The sequence below is a fragment of the Enterococcus sp. BWR-S5 genome (genome assembly GCF_016745255.1).
GTDB lineage: Bacteria > Bacillota > Bacilli > Lactobacillales > Enterococcaceae > Enterococcus_L.
Map to the genome: position 1 here is coordinate 102,781 of NZ_JADOEQ010000007.1, position 22,804 is coordinate 125,584.

Below are 22,804 nucleotides of genomic sequence, written 5' to 3' on the forward strand. Positions count from 1 at the left end.
ACAAGCTATCTTATTGTCGAAGAAGTTGCTCTGTGAAGCTAGACAATGTCCTCAGGATTCCCTTGGTATTGCTGAATTCACAGCCATAAAAATTTTATAATCCCTTTATAACTAAAAAATCCTGCAACCGTCTTTTTTACAGACAGCTGCAGGATTTATTTATTTTTGTTCTCTTGCGACCTGTACATCTGAGTCCTTTGTTCCTTTAAACAGATAATAACAAAGATAAGAAACTAACAAGACGATTACAGCAATGAATAGTACTGGCAGGAAGATATTTGTTGTTGTTTCTTTGAACAACAGACCAATCATCATTTGCCCCAACGGAACAGCACATTGTGCAACAGCAATGATTGTTGCCATAACTTTACCAATATTTTCTGTCGGTGTAATTCGCTGAACAACAGCAATTAAATAAATGGAGATACTGCTCATCAGCATACCAATCGGAACCCCTGTAACTACAAAGAACATAAAGCCAATCATACTGCCTGTACCACTTCCGGCAAAAGTAAGCCCTAAATTCATGACGATTAATAACAACCCGGAAATCGTAAAGGTCCAATAGAAGTTACTGAACTTCAATTTTTTCGTTAGAGGTCCCGCAAAAACAGCACCTAAAATATTGGCTAGACTGAACAGCGACATACCTATACCATAGACAGAGTCATTGACCTGTAAAACCACTCTCAAAATAATCGGCGTGCCAACAATGAAAAATGGCGTCAGAACAAAATTAATCAGTGCCGCAATTAATATGGTCTTCAAAATAACCTTATTATTGCGAACCTCACGAAAGCCTTCCACCAAATCCGAGGTAAGTGTTTGAACTATCCCTTTTTCCATCGCTCTTTTCTCAAAAGGAATGCGCAGGAAGGATTCAATCACTGCGGCAATCACGAAAAAGATAATACTGCTTGCCACCATCATTTGTGCACCTAAAAGGCTGTAAAGGATGCCGCCAATGATTGGCGCAACTACATTTGACATAGCAAGAACACCATTGACTAGGCCATTGATTTTTTCCAGCTCACTTTCCTTTACCAACAAAGGAATACTTGCCGTTACAACCGGCGTGTCAAAGCTTCCTACAGCTGATAGTATAAACAATAAAATACCTATCATTAAAATTGACTGATTAGTTCCCAACACTAAAAACAACAGTAACGCCAATACAGCATTTGCTACATCCATCAATACCATCAGCATTCGTCGGTCAAAACGATCGGCAATCGCGCCGCCAATTGGTGAAAACAATACCGGGATACTTGATATCGCCAATACAGTTGCAAAAATATCCGCACGCCCTGTTTGATCCAATACATACAACGATAATGCAAAACGTAAAATTGCACCGCCGAAAACCGAGATAAACTGCCCCAATATCAAATATAAAATGTTCCTTTGTTCTTTTTTCATTTCTAGCTCCTTCATCCTTATTTATTCCCCAACAATAACATCTGTTTTCTTCACGCTATCAGTGTAACATTTTCCTAGCATTCCTCTTTCAGCCTGCAGCATGAACTTTTCTGAGACTTTAGCCCCAAAAGTAACGTATCGCTCCATAGCATCCAGCACAAAAAGAAGAACTGTACTGAAAACAGGTATTTTCAGTACAGTTCTTCTTAAAATATGTTTCGGTTATCCTCTCAAAATAACCTTTCTATTTTTAAACGATTTCTTTGTTTGGTACTCGGTAGTCAAACAGGTTCAACTGTGTCTGTAAGATTTTTAAGGGAATGTCGCTTCGACTGTTAATCGTGGTATATAAAGCGTTTGTAATCATCTTGCCCAGAAATTCCTGAAAATAGCTCGTCTAACAATAACAGTCTGCTTTCCAATCGTAATCAGAAAAATACGTGAAAAATAATTTTTCCAAACGCTTGTCCAAACAATCAAAATTAGGCTCATAAATAGTTTGATTCACCTCAAACAGACGACTTAAATTCAAACAAAAATCTGCATCCTTTGTGAGCTGGTCTAGTGCAGACATCAACAGCAAAACCTTCTGAGGTTTCTTCATTTTAACTAGCAGAAGATGTTGTATTTGCATAACCAGGAGACTATTTAAATGATTTAAAAAATCATACTTATCTTCATAATGAGAATAGAAGGCTTGTCTTGAAACCCCAGCTTTACTCGCTAGCTCACTTATTTTTATCTCGTTAAACTTTTTTTCCTCCAAAAGGTTGAACAACGAACGTGACAACAGATACTCTGTTCGTTTATACCTTACATCCTTTTCGCTCATCGCTCATCAACCCTTTATTGCATCTTCTTTAAGAGTACTCGTGAAACAGGTCCGACAATTAAAAGCTGTAATGGAAATGCACATACGGCATTCAGTCCCATTGCCTGAAAATAGTTCATAAGTACATTTCCCGAAAAGTTCTGCTGCATAATTAAACCAAATAGGGACATACACAAAACCATGCCAAAAACCATACAACCGGATATGACTAAAGCAGTCAATGGCATTTTTCCTTTGTTCTTTCCTAACAGCTTAAATGCGATACTTTTTGCAACTGGACCCACGATGATTACATCCAGCAGCAATGCCACTGCAAAAGCCGGTAAAAATCCTGGTAGTATGCCATTGAGCGTTACCCCCTCCAGACCAGTGTGTAGAAATGTATTATAGACACTCATTCCAAAAACCATCATCGTACACATCATCAAGGTGAAAACAATTTGTTCTTTTTTATTGGTTGGCAAAAAAATTCACTCCTTCGTTTCTTTCTTTTTAGAGGTCTGATGACCTTTTCCCTAGAATAAAGCAAGCCACTCTGCTTAATCACTGGGATACATTTGCTCCTCTTTTTTGAGCAACGTCTACTATGGTATCAAAAAATAGATTTCTTCGTAAGCATTTTTTTACCCTTTTTTTAAATCTATATGTAGCACCTCTACAGGCTCAGAAAGTGCATACAAAAAAGACCAGAAGAAAATTCTTCTGATCTTAGTCATCTGATTCAGTTATTTAATTAGAAGAATAAGCTGAAAAAGTTTAAAGTTGCGCTTAACCAGTATTGAACAACACCACTAATGAAACCCATTTACTAACCCCTCCTGTCCTATTTGTAATGTAATGATAACATAATGATTATTTTTTGTCATCTATTTTTTTCAAAAATATACAAATAAGTTGTTTTTAGGAAGTTTAAATTGTAGGGTGGTTCTTGTTACTCGTTTTTTTACTATTTTTTTATCGTTCTGCCATTCAAGAATGTTTCACATGAAACAAAATAGAAAAGTGAGCATTTCAATAACCATTGGAAGTATCAATTCGAACGCTATGCATATACTTAAACTAGTTATTTTACCCTCATAAACTTTATTGCCTCATCATTTATTAATTAACTAAAACTCGGACCAGCTGTCTTCTTTTTTCTTCGGTTCCTCCACTTGCTCGACCTCTACTCGAATTTTTCTAATACCAAATAAGCGAGAAAGAAAGGCAAATAACTTTTTGAGAAATTTAAAAACAGATAGATTAGCTAAGCTATACAAAAAACACACCAATCCAAGAATTGTAAAAAATAAAATACCCGTAATACTCCCAGAAATTTTTATTAGCTTTTCAATCATTACCAACGAAAAAGCACTTACAATCAGCAAAATCGCACCCCACGCTCGTTTACTGCTTGCTTCCTGCTTACGCTTAGCCAACTCTTTCTCCTTCTTACGTATTAACTTTCTTTTCGCTTTCTCATTCAACTTACTCTACTCCTTTTTACAGCAACATTTCTTGGTTCTTTCCATCACCTGGATATGTGCCCATTATCTACACACTTCCTCTATTCTAGCAAAACGAGACCGCTCTTACACCTGTTCACATGAAAAACGTGTGACAATTATCTGCCACACGTTATCCCTCTTATCTATTCAAATCTTTTCAGCCGGCTATTTCCAATGCAGCGGAATAATCGCTTCTCCGATAAAATAGAAATAATCTTCTCCGCTATCTCTTCTAGCTGACCAAGAATAGTGTAATTCTGTCGTATCAGAATCCAATCCTTCCCAGCTTAGAATGCCATTTTCACATGAAAAGCCTTCATCGTTTGACTCGTATTCTACTTCTGTATCAGCAAAATGATTCGATAAAATAATCGGATCTACTAATTGATATTGAGTCATGCCATCCTTTAGTACAATAGTCTGGCTGTATCTTGGTTCTTCATTAATCCATAGGCTTGTTAAATTCGTTAAGCCATCAAGTACTGTCAAATCCAAAATAGGTCTAAGCGCAGTGTCATGCTCATTCATTCCAGCGCTTAAATCCAAATAAACTTCCTCTAACTGATCCATATTCTTCAGAAAATCAATTGAATATGTCGGTGCCTGATGGTCTGTAAATTTCTTCAGTTGAGTGAGCTTTTCCAACGGTCTGTAGTCAACCGCCATTGTTCCCTCAGAATCATAACCAGTAAGGTTTTCCAAGAATTGAATACCTTCTAAGCTATAAGGAGAGGATTCATCACTCAGGTTACCAGTTACTTCACGCAGCATGTCTTTCTCCATCAAACCATACTCTTGAAAGAAATCATCGGAACGAACGCCACTTAAATGAGCAATTTGTTCTCTTAATCCATAGCTAGGGATATAGGCATACGGCGAGTGATCTCTATTGTACTCGTCATATGCAGCTGTAGCTGTCATCCCTTTAGCAACCGTTATTGTCAACAAACCCAAACCAATTATACTTAACATTTTAGTACTTTTTTTCATTTTATCATTCTCCTTTATTTTCTTTTAGATATTAATTTTACCATATTATTTTAAAATTTAGATATTCAATTTTCGAACATATCTGTCAATTTTTTGAGAATTACAGTCAGAAAGTGACGTGGACATACCATAAATACTGAATTTATACTTACAGCTATAGATTTCCTTTGGAATATAGCTATATAGTTCTATTTTCCATATCTATATTGTCGTATTTTCATCTATTTTTTTATTAAAATAGAATGATTTATGTTTTTAAAAAAATTTTATTTCTTCATCTTTTTTGAACGTGCTTCTGAGATTGGGTTTAGACAATAATCAAAGGTATTTCTTCTGGACCCGTGAGATATACAAAAAAACTCCATAGAAGCTATAAAATGATTATAGTTCTATGGAGTAATTTTTATTTAGCATATATGACTGCTTGCTATCAAATATCCTTTGTATCTACTTTTGCAATCTTCCCTTGCTCGATATACACCATCAGAATACTCAAGTCAGCAGGATTCACTCCGCTAATTCGACTTGCTTGAGCAATGGTTTCCGGTTGAATCTTCTGCAGCTTTTGTCTGGCTTCTGTTGCTAAGCCGTTGATTGCTTCATAATCGATGTTTTCCGGAATCCGTTTCGCTTCCATTCGTTTCAGTTTCTCTACTTTTTCAAGAGCCTTTTTGATGTAGCCTTCATACTTGATTTGAATTTCAACCTGTTCGATTACTTTAGCGTCTAATCGTTCGGCAGGTGCATCAAGAAACTGCTGTACCTCCTGATAAGTCATTTCCGGACGTTTCAGGAAGTCTCCGGCGAGAACACCATCCTTTAATGGAACAGAGCCCTTTTCAGTCAAGAATGCCTGTACCTCGTCTGTCGGTTTGATTCTTACCGTGTTCAGGCGTTTGATTTCCTTTTCAACTGCTTCTTTTTTAACTAAGTAGGCATTATATTGCTCTTCCTTCACTAAACCAATCTCATGTCCATGCTCCGTCAAACGTAAATCCGCATTATCATGTCTTAAAATCAAGCGGTATTCTGCTCTTGAAGTCAGTAGGCGATAGGGTTCATTGGTTCCTTTTGTCACCAAGTCATCAATCATCACACCAATATAACCGTCACTGCGTTTCATTACAAACGGCTCTTTTCCTTGGACCTTTAAAGCTGCATTAATTCCAGCAATCAAGCCTTGTCCGGCTGCTTCTTCATAGCCGCTTGTGCCGTTGGTCTGACCGGCAGTAAACAGGTTCTCGATTACTTTTGTTTCCAGTGTCGGACGCAGCTGATGCGGAACGACAACATCATATTCAATCGCATAACCCGTACGCATCATCTCGGCTTTTTCCAAGCCGGCAATTGAATGAAGAACATCTGTCTGAACATCTTCCGGTAAAGAAGTCGATAATCCTTGTACATAGACTTCTTCCGTATTCAGCCCTTCAGGCTCCAGAAACAGCTGGTGACGAGGCTTATCAGAGAAACGAACAATCTTATCCTCAATTGAAGGGCAGTAGCGGGCACCTACTCCTTCAACAATCCCTGTAAACATCGGTGCGCGATGCAGGTTATTTTGAATGATTTCATGTGTTCCTTCATTGGTATACGTTAACCAGCAAGAACGCTGATCCATGTTATAGGCGCTGTCCGGTGTGCTGAAGCTGAAGTGATTAGGTGCTTCATCTCCCGGTTGTTCTTCTGTCACAGAATAATCAATACTACTTGATTTTACACGAGGAGGAGTCCCTGTTTTGAAACGATCCATTTCAAGCCCCAGCTCCTTCAAGTGGTCTGCCAACCCAATCGATGGTAATGAATTATTAGGACCGGAAGAATACTTCAATTCACCAATAATGATTTCACCGCGAAGCGCTGTCCCTGCTGTAATAATGACAGCTTGACTGTGATATTTTGCCCCGGTTGTAGTCACAACCCCTCGACAAATCCCATCTTCTACAATTAATTGCTCGGCAATCCCTTGGCGTAGTGTCAAATTCTCTGTCTGCTCTATGGTATGCTTCATTTCTGAAGCGTAGGCATGCTTATCAGCCTGTGCACGTAACGCGCGAACAGCAGGACCTTTCCCTGTATTCAGCATACGCATTTGAATATAGGTCTTATCAATATTTCGACCCATTTCGCCGCCTAATGCATCGATTTCTCTAACCACGACACCCTTCGCCGGTCCTCCAACGGAAGGATTACAAGGCATAAAAGCGACCATATCTAAATTAATTGTTAAAAGCAGGGTTTTACTGCCCATCCGTGCTGCAGCCAGGGCGGCCTCTGAACCGGCATGTCCTGCGCCAACAACGATGACATCATACGTTTCTGCATTAAATTGATTCATCTCTATTATTGCTCCTTCTCTATTTTCCTAAACAAAATTGGCTAAACAACTGTGTAATCAATTCATCCTGTACGCTGTCTCCAACAATTTCTCCCAGATAATCCCAGCAGCGTGTCATATCAATTTGTACCAAATCGACAGGCATGCCCGCTTGAATCCCATTAATAACTTCCTCTAAGGATAAGACTGCTTGATCCAACAACGCAATATGGCGAGTATTCGACACATAGGTTGCATCCTTTTCTCCGGTTTCTCCACCAAAAAACAAATCAGCAATCTTTAGCTCCAATTGTTCCATTCCTGTACTTGATAAAACGGATACTGGTAAGATTTCCTCATTTTCTGCTAATTGGCGCAGTTCATCTTTATCTAGCATTGACGGTAAATCCATCTTGTTCAAGAGAATAATACGCTTCAAGCCCTCAGTTGCTGCAAGCAGCTGCTTATCCTCCTGAGTCAATGCCTCATTTTGATTCAGTACCAGCAAAATCAAATCTGATTCAGCCAGTGCCTTCCGACTACGCTCAACACCGATTCGCTCAACAATGTCTTCTGTTTCACGAATTCCAGCTGTATCAATTAATTTCAGTGGTACACCACGAACATTGACATATTCTTCGATGACATCACGCGTTGTACCCGCAATGTCTGTAACGATAGCCTTTTCCTCCTGCAGCAAATGATTGAGCAGACTTGATTTTCCTACATTTGGTCGACCAATGATCGCTGTACTCAGACCCTCACGCAGGATTTTTCCTTGCTTCGCAGTCGTTAACAGTCCTTCAATCTGGGCTTTGACAAACTCCGCTTTTTCCAATAAAAGTCTGGTTGTCAGCTCTTCGACATCATCATACTCAGGATAATCGATATTTACCTCTACCTGAGCCAAGGTCTCCAAAATTTCCTGCCGCAGCGAACGAATCAACCCGGAAAGATTGCCATCCAGCTGATGCAGCGCAACCTGCATTGCCTTATCCGTTTTTGCCCGAATCAAATCCATCACAGCCTCTGCCTGAGATAAATCCATCCGTCCATTTAGAAATGCTCGCTTAGTAAATTCACCAGGCTCTGCCAAACGGGCACCTTCTCTCAACAGGAGCTGCAGCAGCTGATTGACAACTACAATTCCACCATGACAATTGATTTCTACTACATCTTCTCTCGTAAAGGTTTTTGGTGCTCTCATGACTGACACCATTACCTCATCAAGTAATTCTTCATTCTTCGGATCGATAATATGACCGTAATGAATTGTGTGTGAAGGAACATCTGCCAAGGCTTTCGTTCCAGACTGATACACTTTATCAGCGATAGCGACGGCATCCTCTCCGCTCAATCGAACAATGCTGATTGCTCCTTCTCCCGGAGGGGTTGAAATCGCGGCAATTGTATCAAATTCCAATGTCACTTGCTGCATGCTGTTCTTCCTTTCTCTATGTACAACTTTTCTTAAAAATAACTATTCTTTATTTTAAACTACAAAAAAAGCGCCCACTCCACCCCTTAAATTGGGTGGATTTAGCACTTTGACTGCTTTATCCGTCTGTTTTTTACTGGAAATAGAATAGCATATTTTCTATCGAATGGCAACTTGAAAAAGAGCATCTTCCTTGTAAAATAACTATTCTTAACCATTTTCTGCTTCGTTTAAGCTTACTGTTCACAAATCTTACGGTTGCATTTATTAGCTTTGCTTTTCTCTCCCATTATCATTACAATAGGGGTAAGGAAACACCAAAGGAGGAGAAGAGTATGCCTTTTTCAAGTAAAAGAGACAGCGAGCGAGAACGCAAGATTATGGAAAACCGATTCAACAGCATTACTTTATCAACAGGAAATGTAAATAAAAAATACATTTTGCGGGATATCATCTTTGCTACAGATCGAGTGGAGATTGATTTATTCGCTGAAGAAACCAACCCAAACGAAGTTTTTCAAAATGTGTGCAAAAAACTAAAACAAATGGCCTTTGAATATGAAGCGGATGCAGTCATTAACTGTCATTTCGAAGAAAAATTCATCGAAAAAGATGGTCGAAAATACGTAGAGATTTTCGCCTATGGAACCGTTGTTCAGTTCACACAGACAACGATTGGATAATACTAAAACGCCCGCTGACAATGACGTCAGCGGGCGTTTTTTATAGAATTAATACCATTTAATCTCATACTCACAGGTCACTCTATGATGAGCAGACCCTATATCATCTGAATCAATTTCGAATTCTGTATCTTTTTCGATTGTCATTATTAATGTCTTCGCTTCTGCCGGAATATTCGTGATGTAGAATATATCATCTCTAACGACTGTATTCACTGCCACACCTGTATTTGTTTTAACCGTCAGCTGTGCATTCGGCTGATTTGCAAAGTGTGTGGAGTAGATAATAGGATTTGCCATTACCAAAGCTTTGTTATTTCTTGAAACACCTATTACACCGCTAGTTGTCGCTTCATCAAAGGTCATTCCTTCAATACTGATTCTTTCAATTGTTGTAACGGAATCGAAAACCGATAAATCAGTCACATTTGTAACCATATGAAAATCCTTCAGCTTTGTAAAACCATCTAAAAAGCTTAAATCTACAGCATTTGCGTAGTCACCACCACTATAGTTATCAATTTTTTCTACACTTTCCTTTGCACCACGTAACGGCCTATAATCAATTACCGAACCAGTACCATTCAAATAAATGGTCTTCACATTTTTCACATAATCCAAGCCCTCTAACGATTGACTAACTCTATCTTCTCCCATAGCAGCATTAATCAATAAATACTCATTATCAATTGTCTCAAGTTGAGAAGCTAAAGGCGTTTGGTTTTCCTCCAAACTCGGATCGAGACCTACACCTTGTAAAATATACTGTCGGACATACGGATCGGGAATGTATACCTTCTGTTCGTCCGCATTTGAAACTCCAGCCAGACCCAGCATACCAACAGCCAACAAACCAACACCTAAAACTTTTTTTATTTTCATATAAATACCCCTTTCTTCAGATAAAAAAAGTATATCATATCATTAGTAGAAAAAATCTATTCAATTGGATTGTTATTTATCATATTTATGGAAAAAAATTACCTTTTATGAACAAAAAAACACCCGATTCATAAAGAATCGGGCTGGGAGAAGCATTGCTGCTTCAACTACTTTATCATCGTATTTGTGTACGCTGATAAGAATGATTTCGTATAAAATATACTTCGTTTAAGCGCTTTTGTCAATGTGTTTCGGGAGAATATCGTGAATATCGAAGATTTAACTTCGTTTATAAGTTTATTCATAGCAACCTCATCCTCCATTTCACCTAGACGAATTCCTCAAGAAGAGGTACGATAAAAGCCTATTAAACAAATCATTCTTTTCGGCAAAACCAACAAGCAGCGTTCAGACTTCATATTTAGAAAATCTTTTACAGGCGCTATAATGAATTAAAACTATTGGAGGGATACGATGTTCAATACGGTAGATATGCACTGTGATACAATCATGAAAATTTATCAAAGCAAACAGCAGGGAACTGCTGAAAGGCTTCGCAGAAATACGTATCAAATCGATCGGGAAAAGCTGGAAAAGGGAGAGTACCTGCTGCAAAACTTTGCATTGTTCATGGATATGAAGGAAACAGACAGTCCTTATACCACCTGCAAAGAAATGATTCAGTGCTTCCATGAAGAAATGGCTGACAACCAAGACTGGATTTCGCCCGTTACTACGTATGAAGAAATTTTGACGAATCAGAAAAACGGAAAAATCAGTGCGCTGCTTACCATGGAAGAAGGGGCACCTATCCAGGGCGAGCTCAAAAAACTAGAGGAATTCTACAAGGACGGGGTACGCATGATGACACTAACTTGGAATTACCCGAATGAAATTGGCTACCCGAATGCAGCCTTTTTTGATGAACAATCAAAGACACTTAGCATAAATCAAAAAGGATTGACGAAGCAAGGAATCGCTGTGGTTCAACGGATGGAGGAATTAGGGATGATTATCGATGTTTCTCACGGCTCCGATCAGCTTGTCGAAGACGTTCTGACATATACGAATAAGCCCTTTGTTGCAAGTCATTCCAATGCTCGGGCAGTCTGTCCACATTTCCGTAATTTATCGGATTTTCTCATCAAAAAAATTGCCGAACGAGGCGGGGTCATTGGTATGAATTATTGTGACCTGTTTATCACTGAAGACGGTAGCGGCTCGTTGATTGAGGGCTTAGTGACACATATCAAGCATTTCCGTGCTATCGGCGGAATCGATTGTATTGGTTTGGGCTCTGATTTTGACGGTATCCCTGTCACACAGGAGCTTATCGATGCCTCCACTGTCAGCAAGCTCCACCAAGCATTGATACAAGCCGGTTTTTCTACTCAAGAGCTGGAAAAAATTTTTTATGGTAATGTCTTACGGTTATATAAAGAAGTTCTTCGTTAAAAAATAGAAGGTGGAGCATTTTCTACTCCACCTTCTATTTTTTATAAACTCACTTATTTTGCAGCTCAAAGCTCCCTATTTCTTCAAGTGAATTGCCCATTCCGTCCGTTTTACTAATTTGGATTTTATAAACAGAGGTTTGATCCAATGCGCTTAGGTCAAAGGAAAAATTAAATTCACCATTTGTAGGATTAAAGATATAGCTAGGTGTTTCTACTTCCACACCATTTCTATAAATTTCAATGCCATAATCAAGAAAAGCCAGCTCCTGTTCATTCGCCGCTTCAACTGGAATATTAAAGGTCACTGTTGTTTGCAGCGCATCACTATTAGCCTTGATATTCTGAATGTTATTTACTTGAGTCACTTGCGGCTCAGCAGTTTGTGTCAGCGGCTCGTAGTCAATAGCAAATTGCCAATCCCCTATATACTCCAATGCATTTTCAACACCGAAAGGACTTCCTGTTTTAGAGGCTTCTGCATAGGCTTTATCCAGTTCCTCTGTATCCACCCAGCTCAACTGATAAATGTGTAGGCTCAATTTTGCATGCTCAGGAATTTTTTCTTGGTCAAAGGTTGATACAACAGAACCATAGAAGGTATCTCCCTCTACCCGAAAGGTTGATTCAGACATCACCCCTCCAAACAAATCTTCCGTACTGCCTTCAACAAATAACCCAAGCCGAATATCCTGCCCATCGCCAGCTCCCTTTTTGAACTGTCTCTCCGGAGAGCTCTTCTTCTGTAATAGTTCTTTAAGCTTTTCATCATCCAACGTAAACTGATAATCAAAGGCAAACTTTTTCTTTGTCGCTACAAATTTGGTCAACTTGATTTCCCGACCGTTTTGCGTACTGCTCAGTTCCAGATTAACTGGAATTTCACTGCTTTCCACCGTTGCCACGCCTGCATCACGACTGATACCCAGGGCCTTTTCAATAGCAGCTCCTACAGGGGTCTGTGTCCAAATAATCAAACAAGCGATAGCTGCTGCAATGAATGTGAAAACCAGCGCTTTTTTTCTACTTCTCTTAGTAACTTTTCCTTCTTGCTTTATCTCCTGATTCAAAATCCGTGCTCGATTATGCTGCAATTTCTCCATGACCTCAACCGGGATTTTTCTTTCACTTTTAAGCTTATCTTCGATTTTCTTACTCATTTCCCTTCACCTCCAAAAGCACCTTCAATTGCTGTCTGCCTCGTGCAAGTCTCGTCTTCACTGTGTTGGTGGAAATCTTTAATTGTCCGGCAATTTCTTTGATACTAAAGCCTGAATAATAATGTAAAACCAGTGGAATTCTATATTTTTCCGACAGCTGACTCAATTCCTGTTCTAAGTTAGAGCTTGTATCGTTTCCTTCTTCCACTTGCCCATGTGTTTCTACAAACTCAATGGTGTCAACTCTTTTCCGTAAGATATCATTGGCGATATTTATCATAATCGAAAATATCCAAGAGTTAAAAGCCGCTTCATTTTTGATATTCCTTATTTTTTGCCACGCACGAATTTCAGTCTCCTGCAAACAATCTGCGACATCTTCATCGTTTAACAACAATTTATAGGCCGAGTTGTATAAAACGAGCTGATACCCTTCACAAAGTGTTACGAAGGCCTGGGCGTCCCCAAGCTTCGCTCTCTTAACCAATTTCACTTTCAACTTCTTCTCCATACATCTCCTTCTTTCCTCCAGACACCCATTAGACGGAAAAATGACCGAAAAGGTTTCAAAAAAATCATTTTTTTCAAAAATTTTTGAGATAGGATTTTGATTTTCTTCTATCAACACGTCCTCTTTACATAATTACAGTAGATGTGGTGATAGAAAAAAACACAGCTATCAGGATTTTTCTGATAGCTGTGCCATTCTCTTAATTAATAGTATTTCTTTACAGGCTCGACAACCAAGTAACGGTAAGGCTCATCACCCTCTGAATGTGTTTTGATATAATCGTCTTTGCTCAAGGTAAAGTGAATCTGTTTTCTTTCAAATGCAGGCATCGGCTCCAAAAATACTGGCTGACCGGTACGTTTCACTTTTTCTGCGGTACGCTCGGCCAAGCGCTTCAAGATAGCTTGACGTTTTTCACGATAGTCCCCTACATTGACCACCACTGACAGCTTATTGGAAGCCGCACGATGAATGAACACCTGAGCCAGATACTGCATCGCATTTAGGACCTTACCGTGCTTCCCAATCAGTATTCCCGGTTTGTCTGTATCCAGATGGAAAATCATATTGTCTGCAGTACGTTCCAACCGAACCATTGCAGGAGCATTCAGCTCTTTGGAAATATTTGTTAGATAAAGTGCTAATTCAGTGATTGCCTCTTCATCAGTCAAATTTTCCAATACTTTTCTCTGTTCCGCCGTTGAAGAAGGTGACACGTCCACTGTTTGCTCAACAGCTTCCTTCATAGCCACTTCTTCTTCTGTTGCTGTGACGGCTTCTACTGTTTCTTCTACAGCCTCTGATACCTGTTCACTGACAGTCGGTTCAATAGAAACCTGAGCTGCCTTTTTCCCAAAGCCAAGGAACCCTTTTTTGGCTTCTGACAAAATTGTGATTTCAACAGCATCTTTTTTTAGCTGTAACGCACGTAAGCCATTAGCGATTGCTTCCTCAGTTGTATTCCCTTCGTATACCGGCATTTCAAAACCTCCTCTATTTTAACGCTTTTTCGTTCTTTTCTTCTTAGGATTTTTTGCTTTTTCCAAAGCTCTTTCAAGATCCTTCTGTTGTTTTATCTTTTCAGCACGTTCTGCTCTAATCTTGAACGGATTATTAAGCAATAAGGTTTGCCCAACTGAAAATGCATTAGAGATTACCCAGTACAATGACAGACCACTCGCCAGGCTGAGACCCATCATGAAAATCATCACAGGCATTACATAATTCATAATTTTCAACGAAGCATTTGATTCCAACTGACTCATACTTGTCAGATAGCTGCTGGCAAAAGTAAAGACAGCCGCCAGAATCGGTAAAATCAGATACGGGTCAGGAGATGCCAGATTCAGCCAAAGGAAGCTTCCCTCTTTCAACTCCGGAACACGTGAGATTGATTGATACAAGGCCATCATAATCGGCATCTGAACCAATAGCGGCAGACAGCCGGCGTAAGGATTTACACCATTTTCAGAGTATAAACGTTGCTGTTCTTCTTTAAACAGACGTTGTGTTTCAGAATCCTTCGATGCATATTTTTCCTGCAAAGCCTTCATTTGCGGCTGCAATTCCTGCGTTTTCCGCATACTCTTTGTTTGGAAATGCATCAACGGCAACAGGATAACCCGAATAACTAAAGTAAAGAGGATAATCCCTATCCCGGTATTCCCGCCAATCGATAGAAACTTAATCGCTTCTGCAAAGTAGTAAACGATGTAGCGATCCCAAATCCCTGTACTGCTTTCACTAATTGGTGCTGTTCCACAGGCGGATAAAACAAAAACTAACATGACCAAGCCGGCCATCAACAATAGACGCTTATACTTTTTCACAAATCTATTCCTCTCTCATTTCAAAATTTTTGCAAGCTTCAACACGTGCTCTAAATTCGTCATTATTTCCTCTGAAGTCAATTCTTCAACACCCTGTCGTGCGATAATGATAAAATCATACGACGGCTCGATATTGTCCTTCAGTGTATAAACAGATGCTCGTATTTTCCGCTTTACAGCATTTCTTGTCACTGCATTCCCGATTTTCTTCCCTACGGAGATCCCCACACGAAAGTGTTTTTGATCCTTTTTCAATACGTAGACAACAAACCTTCGATTCGCGCAGGACTGCTTTTTCAAAAAAACATCTTGAAATTCTTTTTCTTTCTTTACTCTGTAGGATTTTTTCATCTGCATCCCTTGCTTCTCTTCTTTTTACTTACCATACAATGATAGCATATTACTACTTTTTTTTTTAGATTTTCTTCACTGGAAAAAGTCCAAATATATTTAATGACTTCAACTGTATATATTATCATTATCAGCAACTTTTTTCATCTGTTAATTTCATTTAGTCAAGTGAAAAAGAACCCTTTATTATCTCTACATCAACTGTGTTGTATAAGATAATAAAGGGTTCTTTATTTATAAGCGTTATAAAAAGTTGATTTACTATTACGCTGAAATTACTTTTCTACCTTTACGACGTCTGCTTGCTAACACGCGACGACCGTTTTTAGTACTCATACGTTTACGAAATCCGTGTACTTTTTGACGTTTACGTTTATTTGGCTGATATGTTCTTTTCATTCTAATTCCACCTCCTGGATTGCCATCTATCCATCAATAATATAGACATACTTTGATAGTATAACGAATAGGGGGCGGATTTGTCAATAAATCTTCGAGAAATAATTCCTGATTTCTGTTAAAAAAAGCTGGGAAAGTTATCCACATTTTTCAATAGCCCGTGGATAATTTGTGGATATCTTATTTTTCATGTTTTCCTTAACTTGATTTTTCCCTCAGGTTTTACACAAAAAAACAGGCTGTGAAAAAGTTATCCACACGTCTTTTTTTGTCTGTGGACAATTATCCTAATTCATTGATTTTAGTAGCTTTGTTATCCCTACCGTTTTGTGGATAAGTAATTTAAAAGGATGTTTTCCACGATTCATTACGCAGCTGGGGATAACTTTTTTCCCCTTTGTTGATTTATTTTCCACAATTCTTAATTGCCTGTGGAAAAAGTTCCGAAAAAATGCTAAAATCTTATTTGCGAATCATCTATATGGATTCTGTTACTTTCTTAACTTTTAATGGTATTTTACCCATAAATTGAAGTATCAGATGAAAAAAACTTTATTATCCGCTGATTTAGCAGAATTTATATAGTTATACACAAGACATTTCATACCCACTTACGAAGGAGGTCTCATAATGACAGATGTGGAAAGTTTCTGGAAAAGTTTAGAAACCGCCTATCAATCCGTTCTGTCGGCTCCCAGCTTTGATGCATGGATAAAAACAACAAATCCGCTGAAACTGGAAAACAGTCAACTTTGGCTGGAGGTTCCATCAGCCGTTCACAAAGATTACTGGGAAAAAAATCTGGCAGCGAAAATTGTTGAGATTGGTTTTCAACTGACCGGAAGTGAAATTATTCCTCATTTTGTTGTCAGTGGTGACTCAGCCATGATGGCACCTGAACTGGAAGAACCGAAGCCTGAACCAAAAGATTTCAGCGAGCATGGGAAAAAAGCCCTGCTAAATCCAAAATATTCCTTTGATACCTTTGTTATCGGAAAAGGAAATCAGATGGCACACGCTGCAGCACTAGTTGTTGCTGAGGATCCTGGTTCTATCTATAACCCTCTATTCTTTTATGGAGGAGTTGGGCTTGGTAAAACTCACTTGATGCATGCAATTGGTCATCAAATGCTGCAAAACCAGCCGAATGCAAAGGTCAAATATGTCAGCAGTGAAACGTTTACTAATGAATTCATCAATTCTATTCAAACAAAAAAATCAGAGGAATTTCGAAATGAATACCGAAATGTTGATTTGCTGTTAGTCGATGATATTCAATTTCTGGCAGAAAAAGAAGCGACCTTGGAAGAATTTTTCCATACCTTCAATGACTTATATAATGAGAACAAGCAAATTGTACTGACTAGTGATCGCCCGCCAAATGATATTCCGAAGCTGCCGGAACGTTTGGTATCCCGTTTTGCTTGGGGCCTTTCTGTTGATATCACGCCTCCTGATTTGGAGACACGGATTGCTATTTTACGGAAAAAAGCTGATGCAGAACGCCTTGAAATACCAGATGATACACTAAGCTATATCGCTGGGCAGATTGATTCAAATATCAGAGAGCTTGAAGGAGCACTAGTCCGAGTACAAGCCTTTGCGACAATTAACGGTCAGGATATCACAACCAGCTTAGCAGCAGATGCCTTGAAATCTCTGAAAGCAGTTGGCAGTAAGAACGATTTATCGATTCTGCAAATACAAGAAGAAGTAGCAAAGTACTACCATATTCATTTAAAGGATCTAAAGGGGAAAAAGAGAGTCAAATCAATTGTTGTTCCCAGACAAATCTCTATGTTTCTTTCTCGGGAAATGACTGACAGCTCTTTGCCAAAAATTGGTGCCGAGTTTGGAGGAAAGGATCACACAACTGTCATCCATGCCCATGAAAAAATTCAACAGCTGATGGAAAATGATCCAACCATTCAAAAAGAAGTGAATGAAATCAAAAATCTGCTCAATCCTTAATTGTGGAAAACTTTAACAGTTACTAAAAAGTTATCCACAACTTATCCACAGTGGAAAAGTCCTTATTTTATTCCAATTTTCTACTTTTCCACAGAATTAACAGGACCTACTACTTTTATTATCTTTTAATATATAATATAAAAGTAACTACATCTATCTTATTGAAGATTCTATAACCAAAAAGGACCTCTGCACGCAGTGCAGGAAAAGGGCCTATTGTTTATTTTATAAGATTTATGTATGCTATATTTTGATAGCTATTATTCTAATTAAGAAGGAGTGTCGCTAACGATGAAATTAACAATCAAACGTAGTATTTTCCTACAGGAGCTGCAAACAGTTCAAAGAGCTATTTCTTCAAAAACGACAATCCCTATTCTAACAGGGGTAAAAATCGTACTGACAGAAGAAGGATTATCTTTGACAGGTAGCAATGCAGATATTTCTATAGAAAGCTTTTTGAGCGTAGAAGATGAAAAAGCCCAAATGACCATTGAAAAAACAGGGAGTATCGTATTACAGGCGCGATTCTTCGGAGAAATCATCCGTAAGCTTCCTGAAGACACTGTAACATTGGAAGTATTGGAAAATAATCAAGTAGCGATCACTTCCGGAAAAGCTGATTTTACCGTAAATGGGTTGGATGCAGAAAATTATCCACACCTTCCGGTTATTGATGCTAAAAATCAAATTCAGCTGCCTGTCCACCTGTTGACAAAAATCATCAATGAGACAAGCTTTGCTGTTTCCTTACATGAAAGCCGCCCAATCCTTACAGGGGTCCACTTTGTATTGGAAAATCAAAAGCTTTTAGCTGTAGCGACTGACTCACATCGACTGAGCCAACGAATTATTCCAATCGAACAGGCTGTGGAAAACTTTAATATTGTTATTCCAGGGAAAAGTCTGCTTGAGCTTTCTCGTTCATTTACAGATGAAGAAGAAATGGTAGAAATCAGCATCATGGAAAACCAAGTGCTGTTTAAAACCAAGTCTATGTATTTCTATTCCAGATTGCTGGAAGGAAATTACCCTGACACAAATCGCTTGATTCCGACAAGCTTCAATACAGAAGTAGATATCTATGTACCGGAATTTTTATCTGCGATTGAGCGGGCTTCTCTATTATCACATGAAGGCCGTAATAACATCGTTCGTCTGTCTGTTACTTCTGAATCAGTTTTCCTTTATGGAAATTCTCCGGAAGTCGGAAAAGTGGAAGAATCATTAAGCTATGAAAAAGTTTCCGGTGAACCATTAGAGATATCCTTTAATCCGGATTACATGAAAGCAGCTTTACGAGCATTTGGCGATACATCAATAACAATGAAATTCATTTCTCCAATCCGTCCATTTACGTTGGAACCAACCGGTGCGGATCTTGATTTCATTCAGCTGATTACTCCTGTTCGGACTAACTAATCAAAAATCAAACCGACCTTCAAACTTATCGTTGAAGGTCGGTTTTTACTTGTTTATTTTTTCTTCCATAAAACCATAGAAGCGGCTGACCGCTTAAGGTAATGATGCTGAGAATGAGAAAAATTTCTTTGAACTGTTCAAAAGTATAGTGTTCAATCAACAGTCCTCCAATAATCGGTCCTACAGTATTCCCAATTCGGACCATCTCTGATAAGCCAAAATAAAATCCTTTGTTTTCAGCAGTGGAAAATGTATCGACGGTATAATCGAAGTTACTACCTAAAAGGACCTCTCCTAAGCTTAGAGAACCCACCATTAGCCAAAAAATACTCCAACTATGAGTTTGAGGAATCAGCAGCAAGCTAAGACTGAACAAACTATTACTGACCATCAAAAGCTTTAATGGAGAGAATCGTCGAGTCATACGGAGAACAGGAAATTGCAATAGCAGGATTAATAAGGCATTTAAAGAAAGCATCAGACTATATTTCTTAGAACCATCGGAACCAAAAATCTCTGACGTAAAAAATAGGGAAACTGTCGATTGAAATTGCGCATAAGCAAAGTAGGAGAAAGCGATACCTGATAAAAAACAGAGAAATAGCAGAATGCTTTTCTTATCTGTGGTTGGAGCATGACTGCCTACTTTTGCTTGCGTTGTTTCTTCTGCTTGAGGCAGCTCCTTAAAAAAGTACTTATTGAGGAAAGCAGAAGCCAGATAGGTTATTCCAAGAAAGCAATACATATGAGCGGTCGAGTAGTTGGAAACCAAAAGCTGCAGTAATGGTCCAAGAAATGCGCCTATCGCCAAACAAGTATACCTAAGATTGAAAACAAGCTTTCTGTTTTCCAGTGTAGAATTGAAGGACAATACTTTCTTAACTGTCGATTCATAGGTAACATAGCAGATGCCGTTCAGTCCATTTAATACAAGAAAAGTCAAAAAATGGGAAGCAAAAGCAAAGGAAATATAGACCAGTCCCCAGAAAAAAGGGACCAGATAGAGTGTTTTGCTGCGGCTGATACGATCTGTCACACGGCCGCCCAAGGGACCGAAAAGAACAGTACATAGTGGATTAATCCCTACAATCAAGCTAAGCTCCGTAGCTGAAAAATGAAAATCATTCGACAAAAAAATCATTAAAAACGGAACACACATGAACATCATAATTCGTGTAATGATTGTTTCTGAAAGTAATAGAGTAATTTGTTTATTTTGCGTTGTTATCGTACACACCTCCTTTTTCCCTATGGTATCATTGAGAATAAAAAGAGCATTTTTTTGTGAGAATTCTCACTTTCGGAGGAGAGAAAGATGGAGCATTATGGAAAAACACTGAAGCAGCTGAGGATATCCAGAAATATGAGCCAACAGGAAGTTTGTGCGGAAATTATGAGTCGTTCAAATCTTTCTCGTTTTGAGAATCAGGAATACATTCCCGGCTTTGATAAAGTCATTCAGCTGTTGGCTAATCTGGGAGTTGAGATGGATGAGTTTATGTATATTAATAATAACTATCATATCAGTCATTATGAGCGACTGTATGAACAGTTAATCCATGCGGAAAATAGAAGGAATCATAGTGAACTGATAGAAACCGCAGCTAAAATCGCAGTAGAAAAAGGAACGAATCGGGGGTTTTATGAGCTATATCTACTCTCTCAAATGGCATTATTGGAAAATAAATTACCTGCCGCTGTGACAATCCCTCAGATTTCCGATGAGATGAGGACGGTTCTATTAGATACTGAAAATTGGTTGTTTGCGGATTTCAGACGTCTGAATAATTTTCTGAGAATATTTAATTTGGAAGAGGCTGTTTTCTTATATAGACGTGCAGTAAAGGAATTTGAAAAATATGAGGCATTTCCCAGAGAAAATAATATTCGTATTTACCTGGCATTGAACCTTGGACAAATGCTTGCGGAACATGGACAGCAAGCACAGGCAGTTACCTATTTTGATCAGGCAAAAGAATATGCCGATAGAAAGAACAAGCTGTTTCAAAAGCTGACGATTGAAGCCTCATTGGAAAGAGTCGTTCAAGCATCAGCAGAGACCAAGAACAGCAAAGGGTTCAAGGAGCTTTTAGTTGTATTGTCTGAGATGGGCTATACCGATACGGTCACTGCACTAAGAAGATATCAGGAGTAAACAGAGGCAGATAAGTATTGTTAGGTAGTCATACTGCCTTTAGCGTGTATCTCTTTTATTCTTTACTAAAAATGACCATTGCTGATATCAAGCAGTATTGGTTAAGGGAGAGAAAAACATGGGAATTTTTTTATATGTTATCTATATGTCTTTGACCGTTATGCTATTTCCTTTAGCAAATGAATTATTATTTTGGCATAAACTTACTTACAAAAAAATTTTTTTATGGAATAGTTTAGTTGTTTTTACGATTCTAGGCTATCAGTTCATTTTGCATCAAAAAGGTGTTCCATTCAGCTTCTTTACCTATCAGATAGAAAGTGTTCTGATTGCAGGGATTTGCTTTCTTTTTATGTATCATTTTCTTTTTAGGAATATTAGATCAGCGCTGTTTTTTACTCTTGCTTCAGATATTATCAGTAAATTAGTGCAAGTATTAGTGCATAAGCTAGTGTTTCCAGAAAAGCTGATTGGTTTTTTAGATGTCACGACCAATAAGAAAGAGCTTCTGTTTGGAATACTGGTATTATTAGCTTCTTATGTTATCTATGTCTTACTCATTATTCTATTTAAAAAGCATGTTCAGGAAATTGCAGAAATCAATACACTTTTTCTAATTGAACCAAGGGTTGTACAGTATGCAATCCCTGTTTTGCTTTTCTTATTTATTGTACCGGTGTCCAATTATCTGACAACGCAAAGTTTTGGTCTGCTTCCTTTTATCTACGTCCTACTCCTTTTGTTTGCTTCTGCACTATTGACTATTAATCAAATTGTCCAAAATGTAATTATTTTCAAAATCCGTACAATGTATATAACTACATTAGAGGACTATAATGTAAGTGTGGCAGAAGCAGCTAAAAACCTTCTTCTTTTTAAGCATGATTATAAAAATGTGTTGTTGATGTTGAATAGTTTTATTGAAGAAAAAGACATGAAGGGATTGACTCGTTTTTTTTCCGAAGAGTTGCTGCCGGAAAATCAGCAAATCGACGATGAAGACCAGCACTATTTGGTTCTGTCGCAAATCGATAACGCAATCATTCGCAGTCTGATTTTTTCAAAATATTTGGAAGCTAAGAAAAGAAACATTCTATTCAGTATAGCGATTATGGAGCGAATTCCGACAATCTTTGAGCATCCAGTGGTGGTTAACAGAATTTTGGGTAACTTATTGGACAACGCTATAGAGGCAGCTGCTGAAAGCGATGAAAGAAAAATAACACTTAAGCTGTATTATTTTTCTGTCCATGAGCTTCAGGTTGTTATTACTAATACATCTAAAAATACAGAGACTGAGCTAGCACAGTTAAAACAAATGGGCTACTCAAGCAAAGAACAGCATCTTGGCTTGGGACTTACCAGCATTCAAGCATTGAGCACTGATCGCATATATGTCGATTACAAAAAGGAAACAACATGGTTTGAGGCAACAATCCATATCGTTCTTTAATATGTGCTATCATTTTGGGTGATAGACAAAGCTAAGACATTAGTAAATCAA

The 22,804-nt window shown here is 38.4% G+C and carries 21 protein-coding genes; 6 read left to right on the forward strand and 15 right to left on the reverse strand.

From position 1 onward, the window contains the following. Positions 1-159: 159 nt before the first annotated feature. From IW510_RS10115 to mnmE, 7 genes are all read right to left on the reverse strand, one after another. Positions 160-1,419: an MFS transporter gene (locus IW510_RS10115; protein ID WP_202059209.1), complete on the reverse strand. Its 1,260-nt coding sequence runs from the start codon at positions 1,417-1,419 to the stop codon at positions 160-162. Between the two features lie 397 nt (positions 1,420-1,816). Then, positions 1,817-2,251 (reverse strand): TetR/AcrR family transcriptional regulator, encoded by a 435-nt coding sequence (locus IW510_RS10120; RefSeq protein ID WP_202059211.1) that lies wholly within the window; start codon positions 2,249-2,251, stop codon positions 1,817-1,819. 14 nt (positions 2,252-2,265) lie between these two features. Continuing rightward, a complete protein-coding gene (locus IW510_RS10125) occupies positions 2,266-2,715 on the reverse strand; it encodes a DUF2798 domain-containing protein (protein WP_202059213.1) in 450 nt (149 codons plus the stop codon). A gap of 645 nt (positions 2,716-3,360) precedes the next feature. Continuing rightward, positions 3,361-3,717: a hypothetical protein gene (locus IW510_RS10130; RefSeq protein ID WP_202059215.1), complete on the reverse strand. Its 357-nt coding sequence runs from the start codon at positions 3,715-3,717 to the stop codon at positions 3,361-3,363. A gap of 186 nt (positions 3,718-3,903) precedes the next feature. Continuing rightward, a complete protein-coding gene (locus IW510_RS10135; protein WP_202059217.1) occupies positions 3,904-4,728 on the reverse strand; it encodes a hypothetical protein in 825 nt (274 codons plus the stop codon). A gap of 430 nt (positions 4,729-5,158) precedes the next feature. Further along, positions 5,159-7,066: a tRNA uridine-5-carboxymethylaminomethyl(34) synthesis enzyme MnmG gene (gene mnmG, locus IW510_RS10140; RefSeq protein ID WP_202059219.1), complete on the reverse strand. Its 1,908-nt coding sequence runs from the start codon at positions 7,064-7,066 to the stop codon at positions 5,159-5,161. Between the two features lie 19 nt (positions 7,067-7,085). Beyond that, positions 7,086-8,483: a tRNA uridine-5-carboxymethylaminomethyl(34) synthesis GTPase MnmE gene (gene mnmE, locus IW510_RS10145; protein ID WP_202059221.1), complete on the reverse strand. Its 1,398-nt coding sequence runs from the start codon at positions 8,481-8,483 to the stop codon at positions 7,086-7,088. Between the two features lie 335 nt (positions 8,484-8,818). On the opposite strand from mnmE, the gene IW510_RS10150 reads away from it, so the two are divergent. Next, positions 8,819-9,166: a heavy metal-binding domain-containing protein gene (locus IW510_RS10150; RefSeq protein WP_202059223.1), complete on the forward strand. Its 348-nt coding sequence runs from the start codon at positions 8,819-8,821 to the stop codon at positions 9,164-9,166. A 48-nt stretch (positions 9,167-9,214) separates the two neighbouring features. Here the strand turns inward: IW510_RS10150 and IW510_RS10155 are convergent, their stop codons facing one another. Then, positions 9,215-10,048, reverse strand: coding sequence for a hypothetical protein (locus IW510_RS10155; protein WP_202059225.1), 834 nt, complete (start codon positions 10,046-10,048; stop codon positions 9,215-9,217). A gap of 474 nt (positions 10,049-10,522) precedes the next feature. Here IW510_RS10155 and IW510_RS10160 point away from each other — a divergent pair, with 474 nt between their 5' ends. Next, a complete protein-coding gene (locus IW510_RS10160; protein ID WP_202059227.1) occupies positions 10,523-11,503 on the forward strand; it encodes a dipeptidase in 981 nt (326 codons plus the stop codon). A gap of 49 nt (positions 11,504-11,552) precedes the next feature. Here the strand turns inward: IW510_RS10160 and IW510_RS10165 are convergent, their stop codons facing one another. From IW510_RS10165 to rpmH, 6 genes are all read right to left on the reverse strand, one after another. Further along, on the reverse strand, positions 11,553-12,662 hold the full coding sequence (locus tag IW510_RS10165) for a hypothetical protein (protein ID WP_202059229.1): 1,110 nt from the start codon (positions 12,660-12,662) through the stop codon (positions 11,553-11,555). Beyond that, positions 12,655-13,173 carry an RNA polymerase sigma factor gene (locus IW510_RS10170; RefSeq protein ID WP_202059231.1) on the reverse strand — a complete coding sequence of 173 codons (519 nt, stop codon included), beginning with the start codon at positions 13,171-13,173 and terminating at the stop codon, positions 12,655-12,657. Before IW510_RS10170 ends, IW510_RS10165 begins: the two co-directional genes overlap by 8 nt. A gap of 203 nt (positions 13,174-13,376) precedes the next feature. Further along, complete coding sequence (gene jag / locus IW510_RS10175; RefSeq protein WP_202059233.1) at positions 13,377-14,153, reverse strand: RNA-binding cell elongation regulator Jag/EloR; 777 nt, start codon at positions 14,151-14,153, stop codon at positions 13,377-13,379. Between the two features lie 18 nt (positions 14,154-14,171). Then, entirely contained in the window at positions 14,172-15,002 is an 831-nt protein-coding gene (locus IW510_RS10180) for a YidC/Oxa1 family membrane protein insertase (RefSeq protein WP_202059235.1), read from the reverse strand. 15 nt (positions 15,003-15,017) lie between these two features. Continuing rightward, positions 15,018-15,353, reverse strand: a complete 336-nt coding sequence (gene rnpA, locus IW510_RS10185; RefSeq protein WP_202059333.1) for a ribonuclease P protein component — start codon at positions 15,351-15,353, stop codon at positions 15,018-15,020. 264 nt (positions 15,354-15,617) lie between these two features. Then, positions 15,618-15,752, reverse strand: a complete 135-nt coding sequence (gene rpmH, locus IW510_RS10190; RefSeq protein WP_002356012.1) for a 50S ribosomal protein L34 — start codon at positions 15,750-15,752, stop codon at positions 15,618-15,620. Between the two features lie 630 nt (positions 15,753-16,382). On the opposite strand from rpmH, the gene dnaA reads away from it, so the two are divergent. Both dnaA and dnaN read left to right on the forward strand, forming a co-directional pair. After that, complete coding sequence (dnaA, locus tag IW510_RS10195) at positions 16,383-17,723, forward strand: chromosomal replication initiator protein DnaA (RefSeq protein WP_202059237.1); 1,341 nt, start codon at positions 16,383-16,385, stop codon at positions 17,721-17,723. 291 nt (positions 17,724-18,014) lie between these two features. Continuing rightward, on the forward strand, positions 18,015-19,145 hold the full coding sequence (dnaN, locus tag IW510_RS10200) for a DNA polymerase III subunit beta (RefSeq protein WP_202059238.1): 1,131 nt from the start codon (positions 18,015-18,017) through the stop codon (positions 19,143-19,145). A 25-nt stretch (positions 19,146-19,170) separates the two neighbouring features. On the opposite strand, the gene IW510_RS10205 is transcribed toward dnaN, so the two are convergent. Then, on the reverse strand, positions 19,171-20,382 hold the full coding sequence (locus tag IW510_RS10205; protein ID WP_202059240.1) for an MFS transporter: 1,212 nt from the start codon (positions 20,380-20,382) through the stop codon (positions 19,171-19,173). Positions 20,383-20,460: 78 nt separating this feature from the next. On the opposite strand from IW510_RS10205, the gene IW510_RS10210 reads away from it, so the two are divergent. Together IW510_RS10210 and IW510_RS10215 are read left to right on the forward strand one after the other, a co-directional pair. Then, complete coding sequence (locus tag IW510_RS10210; protein WP_202059242.1) at positions 20,461-21,300, forward strand: Rgg/GadR/MutR family transcriptional regulator; 840 nt, start codon at positions 20,461-20,463, stop codon at positions 21,298-21,300. Between the two features lie 118 nt (positions 21,301-21,418). Beyond that, on the forward strand, positions 21,419-22,753 hold the full coding sequence (locus IW510_RS10215) for a GHKL domain-containing protein (protein ID WP_202059244.1): 1,335 nt from the start codon (positions 21,419-21,421) through the stop codon (positions 22,751-22,753). The last annotated feature ends 51 nt before the right edge of the window (positions 22,754-22,804 follow it).